Origin of the sequence: Micromonospora sp. NPDC047527 (genome assembly GCF_040643015.1) — a bacterium.
Lineage (GTDB): Bacteria > Actinomycetota > Actinomycetes > Mycobacteriales > Micromonosporaceae > Micromonospora.
This window is the reverse complement of sequence record NZ_JBEYTK010000005.1, coordinates 260,648-277,065: the sequence shown is the minus strand read 5'-3', so window position 1 is coordinate 277,065 and position 16,418 is coordinate 260,648. Positions and strand designations below refer to the sequence as shown.

Genomic DNA, 16,418 nt, shown 5'->3' with positions numbered 1-16,418 from the left:
GTCTGATCTAGCGTCGGGAGGCGACCGCCGCGGCGGCCGCGACCGCCGGCAGCAGGGCGTGCGCCCACACCCGGTAGCCGTCGGCGGAGGGGTGGAAGCCGTCGTGGCAGAGCGTCCCCGCGTCGGCCCGGAACACCGGCCCGGTCTCGGTGGCGAGATCGACCACCGAGCCGCCGGCCTCCAGCACTGCCGCGGTCTGTGCGCGTGCCATCCGCCGGCCGGACCAGCCCACCAGCTGCCGCAGCGGGGGCGCGATGGCGCGTACGGCGCCGAGGTCGGGGCAGGTGCCCACCACCACCTCGACGCGGGCCTCCCGCAGCCGGTGCACCGCCGCCGCGAGGTACGCCGACGCGTCGGCGGGCCGGCGCATCCCGGTGGCGTCGTTCGCGCCGATCAGGATCAGCGCCACGTCGGGTCGCTCGCCCAGCAGGGCCCGGGCCACCTGGGTCGCCAGATCGGTCGAGCGGGAGCCGGAGACGCCGACGCTGGACAGGTGCACCCGACGGCCGGCCGGACCCTCGGCGAGCAGGTTGGCCAACTGCCCGCCGATGGTGTCGTCGAGCCGGTCGACGCCCACACCCAGCGCCGACGAGTCGCCGAGCAGCACCAGCCGCAGCGGCGTCGCGCCGGCCCGGCCGACCGTGGCGCGCAGCGCCAGACCCAACTCCGGCTGGGCGTACCGCCGGTGGCGTGCGACGAACGCCTCACCGGCGAGGACGGCCGCGCTGCCCACCGTGCCGGCGAGCAGCGACAGCGCCGCCGCCCGACCCAGTCGGCCGGGAAGGCCGGCGGTCACGTGCCGCTCGCTGCGCTGGTTCATGCCAGTCCCTCCACTGTCGACGTGTCCGGTGCGGCGCCGTGCTGCGGCACCGCGTTGACACCGAAGAACGCCCGGCGGCGCAGTTGCGCCCACCGGCCGGCCGGCCCTCGGTCGCGGCCCCGGACCTGGACGCCACTGACCTCGGTGCCGGCGTGCCGGGCCGCCTCCTGCGCGGCCTTAGGCAGCGACCGTACGCCCTCACCCCGTGCCGTGGTGGCCCGTCGTTCCTGCCCCGTGCCGAGCGCGGAGAGCATCGTCGGCAGCAGGGCTGCGGCGGCGACCGCGTACCCCTCGGCGGAGGGGTGGAACCGGTCCCAGGCGAACATCCGGTGCGGCTCGGCGGCGAACCGTGGACCGAGCAGGTCGCCCAGGGACACCGTCCAGCCGCCCGCCTCGACCACCGCGACCGTCTGGGCGGCGGCGAGCTGGCGGCTCCACCGGTGTGCCAGCCACCGCAGCGGTGGTTGGATCGGCCGGATCGCACCCAGGTCGGGGCAGGTGCCGACGACCACCTCGCAACCCGCGTCCCGCAGAGTCTGGACCGCCTCGATGAGGTATCGCACGGCCAGCCCGCGCGGGGTGCGGTTGGTGATGTCGTTGCCGCCGATCAGGATCACCGCGATGTCGGGCTCACACTCCAGCGCCGCCTCCACCTGGTGCCGAAGCGCCGACGAGATGGCCCCGACCACCGCGAAACGGCGCAACAGAACCGGACGGTGCAGCCGGCGGGACAGGCCGGTGGCGAGCAGCGCGCCGGGCGTCTCGCGGCGGCGGTGCACGCCGTAACCGGCCGCCGACGAGTCACCGAGCACGACCACCGTGAGCGCGGGGCCGGGGAACTTCGCGCCGTACATCCCGTCGCAGCGCGGCGGGGGCGCCTCGGCCATCGGAATGGTGCGCCGGGCCTGCCGGGCCTGGCCGAGCAGCACCCCGCCGGTCGCCATCACGGCCGCCGCGGTGGCGCCCGTGCCGATGGCCGCCAGGCGAGCGATCCGCCAGGCGTGTCGCCAGCGCGGACCAACGGGCACGACAGAACCAGCCACCCCCATACAGCGACATTATCGCGCCGGCCCGACACGCCGCTGTCGTCGTCACGGCTGGCGGATGCCTGGAACCCGACGCGACGGGGTATCTGTCCGGTGGAGGCCGGCCATACTTGCGCCGACCCGCCACGCTGATCCGGCGGAGAGGAGCGCAACCATGGGTAAGACACTGAAGCGCAGCGCGGCGTTCGCGGCCCTGGCCCGGGCACTGACGGCGGGGGCGCGCGGCGGACCCTCGCTGGGGACCCGGTTGGCAGCGCTGCCCCGGATGATCCGCGCCACCACCAAGGGCGAGTACGACGGCGGCCTCCGACTGGCCCTGATGACCGCGGCGACGGCGTACATCGTCTCGCCCTTCGACCTGCTGCCGGAGATCCCGCTGGCGATCTTCGGGCTGGCCGACGACGCGGTCATGGTCACCTGGCTGGCCGGCAGCGTGCTCGCCGAGACCGAGCGTTTCCTGGAGTGGGAGGCCCGTCGCAGCTCGGTCATCCCCGGCGGGTTGGTGCCCTGACAGCACGTACGCTGGGCGGCGAGGATAATTCTGCCCGGCCGCCGTTGCCGGTGCCGCGACGAAGGGCACACCGTGCAGTTCTACGACAACGTCGTCGACATGATCGGCAACACCCCGCTGGTACGTCTGCGTAACGTCACCGAGGGCATCCAGGCCACCGTGCTCGCCAAGGTGGAGTACGTCAACCCGGGTGGCTCGGTGAAGGACCGGATCGCGCTGCGGATGGTGGAGGACGCCGAAGCGGCGGGCCTGCTCAGGCCCGGCGGCACCATCGTCGAGCCGACCAGCGGCAACACCGGCGTCGGGCTGGCCCTGGTGGCCCAGCTCAAGGGCTACAAGTGTGTCTTCGTCTGCCCCGACAAGGTCAGCCAGGACAAGCAGGACGTGCTGCGGGCGTACGGCGCCGAGGTGGTGGTCTGCCCGACCGCGGTCGCCCCGGAGGACCCGCGCTCCTACTACAACGTCTCCGACCGGCTGACCCGGGAGATCCCCGGCGCCTGGAAGCCCAACCAGTACAGCAACCCGGCCAACCCGCGCTCGCACTACGAGACCACCGGCCCCGAGCTGTGGAAGCAGACCGAGGGCGGGCTCACCCACTTCGTGGCGGGCGTCGGCACCGGCGGCACCATCTCCGGCATCGGGCAGTACCTCAAGGAAGCCTCCGACGGCCGGGTGAAGGTCATCGGGGCCGACCCGGAGGGCTCGGTCTACTCCGGCGGCACCGGCCGGCCGTACCTGGTGGAGGGCGTCGGCGAGGACTTCTGGCCGGAGACGTACGACCGGGGTGTGGCCGACGAGATCGTCGAGGTCTCCGACAAGGCGTCCTTCGAGATGACCCGGCGGCTGGCCCGCGAGGAGGGGCTGCTGGTCGGCGGTTCCTGCGGGATGGCCGTGGTCGCTGCACTGGAGGTGGCCCGCCGGGCCGGGCCGGACGACGTGGTGGTGGTGCTGCTGCCGGACGGCGGCCGGGGCTACCTCTCGAAGATCTTCAACGACTCGTGGATGGCCCGGTACGGCTTCCTCGACAACTCCGGCGCCGAGCCGACGGTGGCCGACGCGCTGGCCAGCAAGCCGGGCGGCCTGCCCGAGCTGGTGCACGTCCACCCGACCGAGACGGTCCGCGACGCGATCGACTACATGCGCGAGTACGGCGTCTCGCAGTTGCCGGTGCTCAAGGCCGAGCCGCCGGTGGTGACCGGTGAGGTCGCGGGCTCCATCGCCGAGCGGGACCTGCTCGACGCGCTGTTCACCGGTCAGGCCCACCTGCACGACACGATCGAGCGGCACATGGGCGACCCGCTGCCGATGATCGGTGGTGGCCAGCCGGTGAGCGAGGCCGTCGGGCTGCTGGAGAAGTCCGACGCCGCACTGGTCCTCGTCGACGGCAAGCCCCGGGGGGTCCTCACCCGCCAGGACCTCCTGGCACACCTCGGCGCCCACTAGCTCTCTATTTCGGGCCCGTCGCCTGCCCTGCCCACCTCGGGGCGGGCGGCACCGGATACCTCTGCCGCGTCCTTTGCTCTGCTTCACTCCACGCACCACCGAGTGTCCGATTACCGGACACTCGGTGTTGCGTATGTTGAAGCAGAGCAAAGGGCGCTGAAGTAGGGGTGGGTGGGCGCGCCCCACGCACCGCACGAGCGCCGGGGCGGGGCGTCAGAGGAGGCGGGTGTAGCGCAGTTGGGGGGTCGGCGCAGCGCCGATGAACTCGTCGCGTTGCATTCCCGTCGGAGTCCAGCCGCCGCTCTCGTAGAAGGCGCGGGCGTGGGCATTGTCCCGAAGCACCCAGAGCGCGGCGCGGCGCCAGCCCAGCGTGCGCATGGCGTCCAGGGCATCCACCATCAACAGGCGGCCGGTGCCCCGGCCCTGCTCGGCCGGGTCCAGGTGGATGGCGTTGAGCAGCCCTGTCGCCGGGTCGTCCTCGTCGTCCGGGCCCAGGTAGCTGAACCCCACCAGCGCCCCGGCCCGCTCCGCGACCGTCAGCCGGTGGGTGTCCCGCTCCCATCTCCACCGCTCGGCCCAGTACGCACCCATCGCCTCGGCCGTCGGGTCGGCCAGCGCCTCGGCCGGAACGAACGAGGAGTACGCGGCGACCCGGGAGCGCTGGTGCAGGGCGCCCACCCCCATCAGGTCGTCACTGGTCGTGGGACGGAGCGTGACGGTCATCCGGCCGAGGCTACCCGGCGCGGCGGCACCTGCACGGTGCTCAGATCCTCGGCGATGATCAGATCCCCGTCGAAGTGCGCGCGGGCCTCGTCGTGGAACCGGCGCGGATCGGGGTAGCGCTGGGAGAAGTGCGTGAGCACCAGCCGGCGTACCCCGGACTCGGTGGCCACCCGCGCGGCCTGCGCCGCGGTCAGGTGGCCGACCTCGGCGGCGAGCGCGGCCTCCGACTCCAGGAAGGTCGACTCGATGACCAGCAGGTCGGCGTGCTCGGCGAGCGCGTAGACCCCGTCGCAGAGGCCGGTGTCCATCACGAAGGCGAACCGCTGCCCCGGCCGTGGCACGCTCACCTCGTCGCGGGTGACGCGACGCCCGTCGAGGTCCAGGTGCCCGACGCGGATCAGCTCACCGACGGCCGGCCCCGCGATGTCGTACGCGGCCAGCTTCTCCGGCAGCATCCGGCAGCCGTCCGGCTCGACCAGCCGATAGCCGTACGTCTCGATGGGGTGCCGCAGCCGGCGGGCCTCCAGCGTGCCGCAGCGCAGGGCGATCCGCTGCCCGTCGGCCTCGATCGGGGTGACGGCCAGCTCCGCCGTCTCGTAGAACGAGGTGGCGTGCCGCAGCCGGGCGAAGTATTCGGCGCCACCAGCCGGGAAGTGCACGGCGACCGGGTGGGCCACCCGGTCCAGGGAGAGCCGCTGGATGGTCCCGGGCAGGCCCAGGCAGTGGTCGCCGTGGAAGTGCGTGACGCAGATCCGGGTCAGGTCGGTGGCGGTGACCGTGGTGTGCAGCAGTTGGCGCTGGCTGCCCTCACCAGGGTCGAAGAGGATGACCTCGTCGTCCCAGCGCAGCACGTACCCGTTGTGGTTGCGCTGCCGGGTCGGCGCTTGGCTGGCCGTTCCCAGGACCACCAGCTCGCGCATCGACATCGCCGGTCCTCCGGATATGAAGCGACCCCCGGGGTGCTCCACGCTTGCGCGCGGGCCGGCTGGACTGAGGCCGGCACCCCGGGGGTCGGGTGGCTGTCGTGGATTCGCCGCACCGCTGCCACACGGTCTCGACGATGGTGCTGGTGCCCGCCTGTTGGCGAACCGATCACTGTCGAGGACAGCGGCTAGCGGACAGCCACCTCACGAGTCCGATTGCTATACAAGTCTGGACCACCTCCTTTCACGTGTACCTGCACGCTATCGAGTCCCCGCCGGGCTCGGCAACGGATTTCGATCACACGGCCAGACGGGAATGCCCGGCCACCTCGTGGGTGGCCGGGCATCGCGGTTTCGTGCAGGTGGTGACGGTCAGCCGGCGGTACGGGCCACGCCGACCGGGCAGCTCAGCCCGTTCGGGCCGTGGTTGCAGTACCCGTTCGGGTTCTTCGTCGGGGCCAGGTACTGCTGGTGGTAGTCCTCGGCGAAGTAGTAGCTGCCGAGTGGGGCGACCTCGGTGGTGATTTCACCCTTGCCGGCGCGGGTCACGATCGGCTGGAAGGCGTCCCGGGACGACTCGGCGATGGCGCGCTGCTCGTCGGTGGTCGTGTAGATCGCCGACCGGTACTGGGTGCCCACGTCGTTGCCCTGGCGCATGCCCTGGGTCGGGTCGTGGTTCTCCCAGAAGACCTTCAACAGGTCCTCGTACGTGATCTTGCTGGGGTCGTACACCACCTGGACGACCTCGGCGTGCCCGGTCCGCCCGGAACACGTCTCCTCGTACGTCGGGTTCTTGGTGATGCCACCCGCATAGCCGGCGGAGGTGGTGAACACGCCGGGCAGCGTCCAGAACAGCCGCTCGGCACCCCAGAAACAGCCCATGCCGAAGACGGCGACCTGGAGCCCCTCGGGGAACGGGCCCTTGAGCGGCGTACCCAGCACCTCGTGCCGGTCGGCGACCGGCATGGCGATCGGGCGGCCCGGCAGGGCCTGCTCGGGCGAAATCATCTCGGCGTTCATACGGCGCAGGAACACGGTGGGACTCCTCTCGTACCTCTCCCAGCGTGTAACACCGGTGGGTCTTCCTTCCTTACCCGCGTGATTGTGACTCAGGCCCGCTCAGAGGGCGGCGGCGATCCGGTCGGCGTAGGTCTGGGCCTCGGCGTCGTCCCGGTAGCGGGTGCGGGGCCAGAAGAAGCCCCGCAGCCCGTCGCCCTTGGTCCGGGGCACCACGTGGGTGTGCAGGTGCGGGACGGACTGGGACACCCTGTTGTTCATCGCCACGAACGTCCCACCGGCGCCCAGTGCGGTCTCCACCGCCACCGCCAGCCGCCGAACCAGGGCGAAGTAGCCGGGCAGCAGGTCGGCCGGCAACTCGGCCAGGGTCACCAGGTGGACCCGGGGCACCACCAGCACGTGCCCCGCGAAGACCGGACGGGTGTCCAGGAACGCCACCCCGTCCGGCTCGTCGGCGACCCGAAACGCCGCAACCTCACCCGCCACGATCCCGCAGAACACACACCCGCTCATCCCTGCAGGCTATGCCGGCGCCCCCGCGTACATATCGATTGGTCTGTCCATTTGTCTGCCTGGATGCTGCGTGCGTAGCCAACCTGGTCGCCCGGCAGGGCAGGTTCCGTTCCAGCGCGTGGGACGGGGGCACTAGCCTCACAGAATGAACCACGGCTTTGAGACGCTCGCTATCCACGCCGGTCAGGACCCTGAGGCCCGCACTGGCGCGGTTATCCCACCGATTTACCAGACCAGCACCTATGCCCAGGACGCCGTCGGCGCGCCCCGGCTCGGTTACGAGTACAGCCGCTCCGGCAACCCCACCCGCGATGCCCTCCAGGAGTGCCTGGCCGCGCTGGAGGGTGGCCCGGTCGGGCTCGCCTTCGCCAGCGGCCTGGCGGCCGAGGACACCCTGCTGCGGACCGTCTGCCAGCCGGGCGACCACGTGGTGATCCCGGACGACGCGTACGGCGGGACCTACCGGCTCTTCGCCCGTGTCGCCCAGCGATGGGGGATCGAGTTCACCCCGGCCAAGGTCTCCGACCCGGCCGCCGTCCGCGCCGCCGTGCGGCCCGGCCAGACGAAGATCGTCTGGGTGGAGACGCCCACCAACCCGCTGCTCGGCATCGCCGACATCGCCGCCCTCGCCGGTGTGGCGCACGACGTCGATGCGTTGCTGGTGGTCGACAACACGTTCGCCTCGCCGTACCTCCAGCAGCCCATCGCGCACGGCGCCGACGTGGTGGTGCACTCCACCACCAAGTACATCGGCGGGCACTCCGACGTGGTGGGTGGCGCGCTCGTCGTCTCCGACGCCGCTCTCGGCGAGGAGTTGCGCTACCACCAGAACGCCATGGGCGCGATCAACGGACCGTTCGACGCCTGGCTCACCCTGCGCGGCATCAAGACCCTCGGGGTACGCATGGACCGGCACTGCGACAACGCGGAGCGGCTCGCCGCGTACCTCGACGGGCACGCCAAGGTGGCCCAGGTGATCTACCCGGGGCTGCCCTCGCACCCCGGTCACGAGGTGGCCGCCAAGCAGATGCGCCGGTTCGGCGGCATGATCTCGTTCCGTGCGTCCGGCGGCGAGGACCACGCCGTGGAGATCTGCAACCGGGCCAAGCTCTTCGTGCTCGCCGAGTCGCTCGGCGGCGTGGAGTCCCTGATCGAGCACCCGGGCCGGATGACACACGCAAGTGCTGCCGGCTCGCCGCTTGAAGTTCCCGGGGATCTCGTGCGACTGTCTGTCGGCATCGAGACGGTCGACGACCTGCTCGCCGATTTGGAGCAGGCACTGGGCTGACCGCTGGGGAGGATGGCCGTGCAGGACATCATGGCGACCTGGGTCGGGGCGACCGCCAAGCAGATCGCCCGGGGCGTACGCCGGGGTGACGTCTCGGCCACCCAGGTCGTCGCCGACCACCTCGAGTACATCGCCTCCGCCGACCGCGATCTGGCGGCGTTCCGCGCCGTTCGCGGCGGCGAGGCGATCACCGAGGCGGAGAAGGTCGACGAGCAGGAGGACCTGGCCAACCTGCCGCTGGCCGGGGTGCCGGTGGCGGTCAAGGAGAACACCCCGGTCGCCGGCCTGCCCACCTGGAACGGGTCGCCCGCAGCGCGTACCGAGGTCGCGGAGGCCGACCACGAGGTGGTTCGCCGGCTCCGCGGTGCCGGGGCGGTGATCCTGGGCGTGACCCGGATGCCGGAGCTGGGCCTGTGGGCGCTCACCGACGACGACAGCGCGGTGACGCGTAACCCGTGGGACAGCACGCGTACCCCCGGGGGCTCCTCCGGTGGCGCCGCCGCGGCGGTGGCGGCCGGGCTGGTGCCGATCGCGCACGGCAACGACGGCCTCGGGTCGATCCGGATCCCGGCGGCCTGCTGCGGCCTGGTCGGGCTCAAGCCCGGCCGGGGCGTGGTGCCCTGCCAGCTCGGCGCGGACGACTGGTTCGGCCTCACCGAGCACGGGATGCTCACCAGTACTGTCGCGGACGCGGCGGTCGGCTTCTCGGTGCTGGCCGGTCGGCGTCCGGAGAAGCTCGTCCCACCGCAGCGGCTGCGGGTGGGCGTCTCGCTGCGCTCCCCGGTGCGCGGCGTCTCGCCGGACGCGCCCAACCGGGACGCCGTCGCCGTCGCCGGCCGGCTGCTCGCCGCCGCCGGGCACGACACAGTGCCGGCCGATCCGGTCTACCCCACCGCGCTGGGCCTGCAGGGCATCGCCACCTGGTTCGCCGCCGCCGCCACCGACGTTCGGGCCTCCGGATTGGACCGGCGTGGCCTGCAACGGCGTACCCGTCGGCACGTCGCGCTTGGCGAGTGGGCGCAGCGTCGGGGGTACGTCCGGGAAGCCGACCGGACCGCCTGGCGGCAGCGGTCGATCGACTTCTTCACCGATCACTCGGTCGACCTGCTGCTCACCCCGGCGCTGGCAAGTGCCCCGCCGGAGGCCGGGCGCTGGTCCGAGCGGTCCTGGCGGTCGAACATGTCGGCCAGCATCCGGTACGCCCCGTACGCCGCTCCGTGGAACATCGCCGGGCTGCCGGCGGTCGTGGTGCCGGTCGGCCGCCGCCCGGATGGTCTGCCGGTCGGCGTGCAGATCGTCGGTCCACCCGGTTCGGAGCTGCTGCTGCTCGGTGTGGCCGGCCAGTTCGAGATGGCCGCCCCCTGGTCACGGCACGCGCCCGGCTATCCCCGCGTCGGCACGGGGTCGCCGGCCGCCGCTTGATCGTCGCTGGTCCTGCTGATCCAGCGGATGATCCACTCCGGATCGCGGATATCGCGCCAACGGGGCGAGGTTGATACCGCCAGATCGGGGATGTCGAGTGGATCTATCGGGGTGGGAGCCTCTCGACCCGGTGTCGGCGCAGAGGGCCGCCGACCCGGGTGGCACGATCGGGGCATGACGGAACTGGTCGGCCTCGACGACGTACGGGCCGCGCGGGAACTGCTCGCCGACGTCGTCCGGATCACCCCGCTGGAGCCCTCGCGACCGCTGAGCGCGGCGCTGGGCGGGCCGACCTGGCTCAAGTGCGAGAACGTCCAACGCGCCGGCTCGTACAAGGTGCGCGGCGCGTACGTGCGGATCTCCCGGCTGTCGGCGGCGGAGCGGGAACGCGGCGTGGTGGCGGCGAGCGCCGGCAACCACGCCCAGGGTGTCGCGCTGGCCGCCGGTCTGGTCGGCACGCACGCGACGGTCTTCATGCCGGTCAACGCGCCGCTGCCGAAGGTCGCCGCCACCAAGGGGTACGGCGCGCAGGTGGAGTTGGCCGGCAACACCGTCGACGAGTCGCTGGTGGCCGCGCAGACGTACGCCGAGCGCACCGGCGCGGTGCTCATCCACCCGTTCGACCACCCGGACGTGATCGCCGGCCAGGGCACGGTGGCGCTGGAGATCCTCGAACAGTGCCCCGAGGTGCGGACGATCATCACCGGTGTGGGCGGCGGTGGTCTGATCTCCGGCATGGCAGTCGCCGCCAAGGCGCTGCGACCGGACGTCCGCATCATCGGTGTGCAGGCGGCCGGCGCGGCGGCGTTCCCGCCCTCGCTGGTGGCGGGGGAGCCGGTTCGGCTGCCCACGTTCGCCACCATCGCGGACGGCATCGCGGTCGGGCGCCCGGGGGAGATCACCTTCAACCATGTCCGCAAGCTTGTCGACGAGATCGTCACCGTCTCCGAGGAGGACATCTCCCGGGCGCTGCTGATGCTGCTGGAGCGGGGTAAGCAGGTCGTCGAGCCGGCCGGCGCGGTCGGTGTGGCCGCGCTGCTGGCCGGTGTGGTGCAGGTCGAGACGCCGGTGGTCGCGGTGCTGTCCGGCGGCAACATCGACCCGCTGCTCATGATGCGGGTGATCGAGCACGGCCTGGCCGCCGCGGGCCGCTATCTGCGGGTCACGGTGCGGTGCTCCGACCGGCCCGGACAGCTCGCCTCGCTGCTCAGCCAGATCGCCGAGCACCGGGCCAACGTGGTGGACGTGGAGCACCAGCGGGCCAACCCCCACCTGGGCCTCGGCGAGGTGGAGGTGGCGCTGTCGGTGGAGACCCGTGGAGTGGAGCACTCGGACACGCTGATCAGCGCGCTGCGGGCCAGCGGTTACCAGGTGGTCTTCGCCGCCGAGGGGTGACACGGCGGGTGCCACACCTCGGCGGCGGTACGCCTCAGACGGCCGGGGGCCGGTGCTCAGCCGGAGAACGGCTCGAAGCTGACCACGGTCACCTTGATGTCGGCGCCGCTCGGTGCCGTGTAGGTGCAGGTCTGCCCGGGACGGCCGCCCAGGATCGCCTTGCCGAGCGCGGACTCGGGGCTGTAGACGGTCAGATCGGTGGTGGCGGCGATCTCCCGGGAGCCGAGCAGGAAGGTCTCGGTGTCGTCGGTGTCGTCGTCGAAGTAGATCGTCACGACCATGCCGGGCGACACCGCGTCCGTCGTCGGCGCCTCGCCAACCTTGGCGGTGCGCAGCAGCTCCTGCAGGTAGCGGATGCGCCCCTCAGCCTTGCCCTGCTCCTCGCGGGCGGCGTGGTAGCCACCGTTCTCCCGCAGGTCGCCCTCCTCGCGCCGGGCATTGATCTCGGCCGCGATCGCCGGGCGGTTGGCGATGTGCTCGTCGAGCTCGGCCTGGAGGCGGTCGTACGCGTCCTGGGACAGCCAGGTGGCGGGCGCCTCGTTGCCAGTGGACACAGGCGGTCTCCTCAGATGTGCGTGGCTGGCTGACAGGTGAACTACCAAGTTACCAGTGCGGTACGACACAGCGTGTCGGCGATCATCACCGCTGTCCGGATCGGGCAACCGGTGGTAAGGGCGCTCGCGAGCTGCTCGCAGACGTGGTTGCGCAGCTCAGGCGGGCGGACGACAGCGCAGCACCTCGCCGATGAACGGCCGGGCGGTGGTGGTCAGGCGATGCCGGGTGGTGACGTGCCGATCGCCCGGGGCCGCGGTCACCGTGATCTGCTCGCGGGCGACCTCGGCACCGGCGCGGTCACGGGCACGCAGGACGCAGACCGCCGATCCGCCCGACGGCACGGTCACCCGGAAGTCGAGCAGCAGTTGGTTGTCCGTGATGTCGGTGTAGGTGATCACCTGGGCGCTGTAGTTCGGATCACCGTACTGCTGGTAGAGCCGCACGGAGATCAGACTCAGCGCGCCCGCCAGCACCAGCAGCGCCAGCGCGGCCAGCAGCGTACGACGGCGGCCTCCGCCGGGTGCCCGGCGGCGGCCGTAGCGCCCGGCCGGAAAAACCGGCGCGCCCGGTGAAATTGTGGCGTGCGTCTCGGTCACCGGCGGGTATCTCCTGGCGTTGTTGTCGGCGGCATCAGCAAGAATGACAGGGTCCATCCTCCCACCCGGCCCAACGGCCGCAATGGCAGGCCGGGTCGGGGCCGCAGCGCCGACCGGCGGCGGAGTGCGGAAGATCCCGGCAGGTCAGCCGGTCGATACCGGTCGGGTCCACCCGGTCGGCACAGACGAGGAGCGCCGAAGTTGGCAGAGCAACTGCGTCTCATGGCCGTTCACGCGCACCCGGACGACGAGTCGAGCAAGGGTGCGGCGACCATGGCGAAGTACGTCGCCCAGGGCGTCGACGTGCTGGTGGTGACGTGCACCGGCGGTGAGCGCGGCAGCGTGCTCAACCCCAAGCTCGACCGGCCCGACGTGTGGGCCAACATCGCGGACATCCGGCGCGCCGAGATGGACGCCGCGCGGGCGATCCTCGGCGTCGAGCAGGCCTGGCTCGGCTTCGTCGACTCCGGCCTGCCCGAGGGAGACCCGCTGCCCCCGCTGCCCGAGGGCTGCTTCGCCCTCCAGGACGTCGAGGTGGCCGCCGGCCCGCTGGTGCGGCTGATGCGCGAGTTCCGTCCGCACGTGGTGACCACGTACGACGAGGAGGGTGGCTACCCCCACCCCGACCACATCATGTGCCACAAGGTGAGCGTGGCCGCCTTCGAGGCCGCCGGCGACCCGAAGCGCTACCCGGAGCTGGGCGAGCCCTGGCAGCCGCTGAAGCTCTACTACGACATCGGCTTCTCCAGGGCCAAGATCATGGCCCTGCACGAGGCCATGCTCGCCACCGGCGGCGACTCTCCGTACCAAGAGTGGCTCAAGCGCTGGGACGAGCGACCCGACAAGGGCCCTCGGATCACGACCCGGGTGGAGTGCGGCGAATACTTCCCGGTCCGCGACGACGCGCTGCGCGCCCACGCCACCCAGGTCGACCCGGACGGCTTCTGGTTCCACGTGCCGATGGAGCTGCAGCAGCGTGCCTGGCCGACCGAGGATTTCGAGCTGGCCCGCACCGTGGTGGACAGCCCGTTGCCCGAGTCCGACCTCTTCGCCGGCGTGCGGGAGACGGCGCACGCGCGCTGATTTCCGCCGGGTCTACCCTGGTAACCAACCGCACATCGGAGGAACGCCATGCTGACCGCTGCCCAGGTGCTCGCGGAGAACAACTTCGGGGACACCCGCACGGGTGGTCTGGCCGGGCCGATGGGCCTCTTCCTCATCCTGCTGCTGGCCACCGCGACCATCCTCCTGATCCGCAACATGAACGCCCGCCTGCGCCGGCTGCCGGACCGGTTCCCGCAACAGGGGCGGCCTGCCGACCCGACCAGGGCGGACACGTCAGTCGTCGATCCGACAGATGGGACCGGAGCGCGTGATTCATCCACGCCCGCTCCCAACGGGCACCAGCAGCACCGGAACGGGTAGTCCGCGCATGATTCACGCCGAACCGGGTGGTCGGCCCCTGTTGCGACCACCCGGTTTGGCTTAGCCTTCCGCCGGGGGGACCAAAAGTCTCCGAGCCGTGCGCGGAAGGGGGCGCCGATGACCGACACAGCACCGGTGGCCCGTCGTCGCGTCGGTCGGCCGTCCAACGAGGGCGATCGATGACCTCCGGCCCGGCCGCCGACCCGTCCGACCGAGTCGGGGCGCGCCGCATGCCGGCCCGGCTGCTCGTGCTGACCGGCGCGGTGACGCTTACCGCTCTGGTCTCCGCCGCTGTCGGGTTGACCCTCCCGACCCGGCTGCCGGCCGACGATCCGCTCGGCGCTCCGGCCCGCTTCGGCATCGCCGTGGCCGTCCTCGCCGTCGCCCAACTCGCCCGACTGCGGTTCCGCGCGGGCGCGGGCATGGTCAGCATCAGTTGGGGCGAGGCGGCGCTGATCGTCTGCCTCTACCTCGCGCCGGCCGGCTGGCTGCCCGCAGCCACCCTGCTCGGTGCGGGCCTGGCCTGGACGGCGCTCTCGCTGTACAGCGACCACCGTCCACCACTGGAGATCGTCCGCATCGCCGCGTCGCTGGCCGCCGCGTCGGCGCTGGCGGTGTCCGTGACGACGGCCCTGGGGCAGCCGCTGCTCGCTCCGCCGACCCCGATGTTGGCGCTGGCCGTGATCGCCGGCTCGGTGACCTACCTGTTGGTGACCGCCTGGCTCGGTGGGGTCACCCTGGGTCTGCGGCACGGGCTGCCGATCGGGCCGCCGCTCCTCGCCGCGCTGCGCGGCAAGCTGCTGATGTTCGTGGGCAACGTGGCGGTCGGCCTGGTGGTCGTCGCGCTGCTGGAGCTGGACGCGCGCTGGTTGCTGCTGCTTCCGCCGCTGCTGTGGTTGCTCCAGCAGACCTACCGCTACCGGCTGCGCGCCGACCAGGAACGCCGGACGTGGCGGGCCTTCGCCGAGGCCACCGCGGCCCTCAACCAGCTCGACGAGAGGGGCGTGGCCAGCGCCGCGGTGAGCGGCGCGCTGACGCTGTTCAACGCCGAACTGGTCGACGTCGACGTGGCCCGGGCCGATGGCAGGTGGCGCCGGTACCGGGGCGACGCCGGCGGCCAACTGATCGACCGGGAGGTGAGCCCACCGGGCCGGTCGGAGGCCGACGAGCACGAGCTGATCCGTCCCCTGTCGGTGGGCGCCGCGCCGGTCGGCCGGTTGCGTGTCCGGTTCCCCCGATCCGCCCCGCCCACGACCCGGGAGCGCGACGCGGTGGCCGCGTTCGGCGATGCCCTCGCCGCCGCCCTGCACGACGCCGCGACGCACCGTGAGCTGCGACTGGTCACCGCCCGATCGTCGTACGAGGCGGTGCACGACCTGCTCACCGGGCTGGCCAACCGGACGGCGATGCTCGGCAAGGGCGACCAGTCGCTGCGGCAGCTCGCGCACGAGCACCCGGTGGCCCTGCTCCTGTTGGACATCAACCAGTTCAAGGAAGTCAACGACACCCTCGGGCACGCGGCCGGCGACCAGTTGCTGCGGCTGACCGCCAACCGGCTCAGCGCGTTGGCCCGCCCCGGCGATCTGCTCGCCCGGCTCGGCGGTGACGAGTTCGCGCTGCTGCTCACCTCGGTTCCTGTGCTGGGTGACCGGACCGCCCCGATGGCGTACGCGCTGCGGCAGGCCCGGGAGATCGCCGAGCGGCTGGCCGCGCCGACCGAGGTGGCCGGGGTGCGGATGTCGATCGAGGTATCCGTCGGTGTGGTGGTCGCCGACGCGGGCGCCGCCGACCTGACCGAGCTGCTGCGCCGGGCCGACATCGCGATGTACCAGGCGAAGGAGGGCGGCGGCAGCGTCGCCGCGTACGACAGCACCCGGGACGCGGCCAGCACCGACCAGCTCGCTCTGCTGGCCGAGCTGCGCGAGGCGCTGGAGGTCGACGACCAGCTCGTGCTGGCGTTGCAGCCGGCGGTCGACCTGGCCACCGGCGCGCCCACCGGTGTGGAGGCGTTGATCCGCTGGCAGCATCCCCGGCGGGGCTGGCTGAACCCGGTCGACTTCATCCGCCCGGTGGAGAACAGCGAGCAGCTCGGCACGTTCACCCGGTACGTGCTGAACAAGGCGCTCGCCGTGGCCGCCGGCTGGGCCCGCGAGGGGCTCGACGTCCCGATCTCGGTCAACCTGTCCGCGCGTAGCCTGCTCGACCCGCGCCTGCCGGCGGAGATCGCCGAGGCGTTGCGCCGGCATCAGGTGCCGCCGCACCGCCTGGTCCTGGAGATCACCGAGACGGTGGTGATGAGCGAGCTGGAGGTCATCGACGAGGTGCTGGCCACGCTCCGGTCGATGGGCGTGCAGCTCGCGGTGGACGACTTCGGCACCGGCTTCTCCTCGTTGACCTTCCTCACCCGGATCGCCGTGGACGAGTTGAAGGTGGACCGCTCGTTCGTGATCCGGATGGCCGATTCACCGGAGGCTGCGGCGATCGTGCGGACCACCGTGGGGCTCGCCCACGAGCTGGGGCTGCGCGTGGTCGCCGAGGGGGTGGAGACCGCCGAGCAGCGGCTGGCCCTGGCCGAGCTGGGCTGCACGTCCGCGCAGGGCTACCACTTCTTCAAGCCGATGCCGGCGGACAAGATCGGCGCGGTGCTGGGGTCGCTGCGCGACTCGGCGGAGTCGAACGTCTTCCGGCTCCGCGCCGACGGCGCCTCCTGACGGCCGGGCGCGGCCCGTCGGTGCTGGTTA

The 16,418-nt window shown here is 72.2% G+C and carries 16 protein-coding genes; 8 read left to right on the top strand and 8 right to left on the bottom strand.

Going from position 1 to position 16,418, the window contains the following annotated elements:
- Positions 1–7: 7 nt before the first annotated feature.
- A complete protein-coding gene (locus ABZ808_RS20950) occupies positions 8–820 on the bottom strand; it encodes an SGNH/GDSL hydrolase family protein (RefSeq protein ID WP_357008929.1) in 813 nt (270 codons plus the stop codon).
- Entirely contained in the window at positions 817–1,869 is a 1,053-nt protein-coding gene (locus tag ABZ808_RS20945; protein ID WP_357008926.1) for an SGNH/GDSL hydrolase family protein, read from the bottom strand. The genes ABZ808_RS20950 and ABZ808_RS20945 overlap by 4 nt, the downstream gene beginning before the upstream one ends.
- A 151-nt stretch (positions 1,870–2,020) precedes the next feature.
- Here ABZ808_RS20945 and ABZ808_RS20940 point away from each other — a divergent pair, with 151 nt between their 5' ends.
- Both ABZ808_RS20940 and ABZ808_RS20935 read left to right on the top strand, forming a co-directional pair.
- Positions 2,021–2,377 (top strand): YkvA family protein, encoded by a 357-nt coding sequence (locus ABZ808_RS20940; protein WP_357008924.1) that lies wholly within the window; start codon positions 2,021–2,023, stop codon positions 2,375–2,377.
- Between the two features lie 72 nt (positions 2,378–2,449).
- Entirely contained in the window at positions 2,450–3,820 is a 1,371-nt protein-coding gene (locus ABZ808_RS20935; RefSeq protein ID WP_357008921.1) for a cystathionine beta-synthase, read from the top strand.
- 213 nt (positions 3,821–4,033) lie between these two features.
- Here ABZ808_RS20935 and ABZ808_RS20930 read toward each other — a convergent pair whose 3' ends face one another.
- From ABZ808_RS20930 to ABZ808_RS20915, 4 genes are all read right to left on the bottom strand, one after another.
- Positions 4,034–4,543 carry a GNAT family N-acetyltransferase gene (locus ABZ808_RS20930; RefSeq protein ID WP_357008919.1) on the bottom strand — a complete coding sequence of 170 codons (510 nt, stop codon included), beginning with the start codon at positions 4,541–4,543 and terminating at the stop codon, positions 4,034–4,036.
- Entirely contained in the window at positions 4,540–5,469 is a 930-nt protein-coding gene (locus ABZ808_RS20925; protein WP_357008917.1) for a ribonuclease Z, read from the bottom strand. Before ABZ808_RS20925 ends, ABZ808_RS20930 begins: the two co-directional genes overlap by 4 nt.
- 369 nt (positions 5,470–5,838) lie before the next feature.
- On the bottom strand, positions 5,839–6,501 hold the full coding sequence (gene msrA, locus ABZ808_RS20920; protein WP_357008914.1) for a peptide-methionine (S)-S-oxide reductase MsrA: 663 nt from the start codon (positions 6,499–6,501) through the stop codon (positions 5,839–5,841).
- Between the two features lie 84 nt (positions 6,502–6,585).
- Positions 6,586–6,996 carry an HIT family protein gene (locus ABZ808_RS20915; RefSeq protein WP_357008912.1) on the bottom strand — a complete coding sequence of 137 codons (411 nt, stop codon included), beginning with the start codon at positions 6,994–6,996 and terminating at the stop codon, positions 6,586–6,588.
- A gap of 145 nt (positions 6,997–7,141) precedes the next feature.
- Between ABZ808_RS20915 and ABZ808_RS20910 the strand changes: the two genes are divergently transcribed.
- The 3 genes from ABZ808_RS20910 (at position 7,142) to ilvA (ending at position 11,101) form a co-directional block, all read left to right on the top strand.
- Entirely contained in the window at positions 7,142–8,284 is a 1,143-nt protein-coding gene (locus tag ABZ808_RS20910; protein ID WP_357008909.1) for a cystathionine gamma-synthase, read from the top strand.
- A gap of 12 nt (positions 8,285–8,296) precedes the next feature.
- Positions 8,297–9,706, top strand: coding sequence for an amidase (locus ABZ808_RS20905; RefSeq protein WP_357008906.1), 1,410 nt, complete (start codon positions 8,297–8,299; stop codon positions 9,704–9,706).
- A 174-nt stretch (positions 9,707–9,880) separates the two neighbouring features.
- Positions 9,881–11,101 carry a threonine ammonia-lyase gene (gene ilvA, locus ABZ808_RS20900; protein ID WP_357008903.1) on the top strand — a complete coding sequence of 407 codons (1,221 nt, stop codon included), beginning with the start codon at positions 9,881–9,883 and terminating at the stop codon, positions 11,099–11,101.
- A 56-nt stretch (positions 11,102–11,157) separates the two neighbouring features.
- Here ilvA and greA read toward each other — a convergent pair whose 3' ends face one another.
- Together greA and ABZ808_RS20890 are read right to left on the bottom strand one after the other, a co-directional pair.
- Entirely contained in the window at positions 11,158–11,655 is a 498-nt protein-coding gene (gene greA, locus ABZ808_RS20895) for a transcription elongation factor GreA (RefSeq protein ID WP_053655285.1), read from the bottom strand.
- Between the two features lie 156 nt (positions 11,656–11,811).
- Positions 11,812–12,252 (bottom strand): DUF4307 domain-containing protein, encoded by a 441-nt coding sequence (locus tag ABZ808_RS20890; RefSeq protein ID WP_357009554.1) that lies wholly within the window; start codon positions 12,250–12,252, stop codon positions 11,812–11,814.
- A 201-nt stretch (positions 12,253–12,453) separates the two neighbouring features.
- Between ABZ808_RS20890 and mca the strand changes: the two genes are divergently transcribed.
- The 3 genes from mca (at position 12,454) to ABZ808_RS20875 (ending at position 16,388) form a co-directional block, all read left to right on the top strand.
- Positions 12,454–13,335, top strand: coding sequence for a mycothiol conjugate amidase Mca (gene mca, locus ABZ808_RS20885; protein ID WP_357008900.1), 882 nt, complete (start codon positions 12,454–12,456; stop codon positions 13,333–13,335).
- 48 nt (positions 13,336–13,383) lie between these two features.
- Positions 13,384–13,677, top strand: a complete 294-nt coding sequence (locus ABZ808_RS20880; protein ID WP_357008895.1) for a hypothetical protein — start codon at positions 13,384–13,386, stop codon at positions 13,675–13,677.
- A 230-nt stretch (positions 13,678–13,907) separates the two neighbouring features.
- Positions 13,908–16,388 carry a bifunctional diguanylate cyclase/phosphodiesterase gene (locus ABZ808_RS20875; RefSeq protein WP_357009551.1) on the top strand — a complete coding sequence of 827 codons (2,481 nt, stop codon included), beginning with the start codon at positions 13,908–13,910 and terminating at the stop codon, positions 16,386–16,388.
- The last annotated feature ends 30 nt before the right edge of the window (positions 16,389–16,418 follow it).

Bases quoted from the DNA above. Each gene is read 5' to 3' on its own strand.
- ABZ808_RS20950 (WP_357008929.1), bottom strand. From the start codon at position 820: ATGAACCAGCGCAGCGAGCGGCACGTGACCGCCGGCCTTCCCGGCCGA.
- ABZ808_RS20940 (WP_357008924.1), top strand. From the start codon at position 2,021: ATGGGTAAGACACTGAAGCGCAGCGCGGCGTTCGCGGCCCTGGCCCGG.
- ABZ808_RS20925 (WP_357008917.1), bottom strand. From the start codon at position 5,469: ATGTCGATGCGCGAGCTGGTGGTCCTGGGAACGGCCAGCCAAGCGCCG.
- ABZ808_RS20910 (WP_357008909.1), top strand. From the start codon at position 7,142: ATGAACCACGGCTTTGAGACGCTCGCTATCCACGCCGGTCAGGACCCT.
- ABZ808_RS20905 (WP_357008906.1), top strand. From the start codon at position 8,297: ATGGCCGTGCAGGACATCATGGCGACCTGGGTCGGGGCGACCGCCAAG.
- ABZ808_RS20880 (WP_357008895.1), top strand. From the start codon at position 13,384: ATGCTGACCGCTGCCCAGGTGCTCGCGGAGAACAACTTCGGGGACACC.
- ABZ808_RS20915 (WP_357008912.1), bottom strand. From the start codon at position 6,996: ATGAGCGGGTGTGTGTTCTGCGGGATCGTGGCGGGTGAGGTTGCGGCG.
- ABZ808_RS20945 (WP_357008926.1), bottom strand. From the start codon at position 1,869: ATGGGGGTGGCTGGTTCTGTCGTGCCCGTTGGTCCGCGCTGGCGACAC.
- ABZ808_RS20875 (WP_357009551.1), top strand. From the start codon at position 13,908: ATGCCGGCCCGGCTGCTCGTGCTGACCGGCGCGGTGACGCTTACCGCT.
- ABZ808_RS20930 (WP_357008919.1), bottom strand. From the start codon at position 4,543: ATGACCGTCACGCTCCGTCCCACGACCAGTGACGACCTGATGGGGGTG.
- ilvA (WP_357008903.1), top strand. From the start codon at position 9,881: ATGACGGAACTGGTCGGCCTCGACGACGTACGGGCCGCGCGGGAACTG.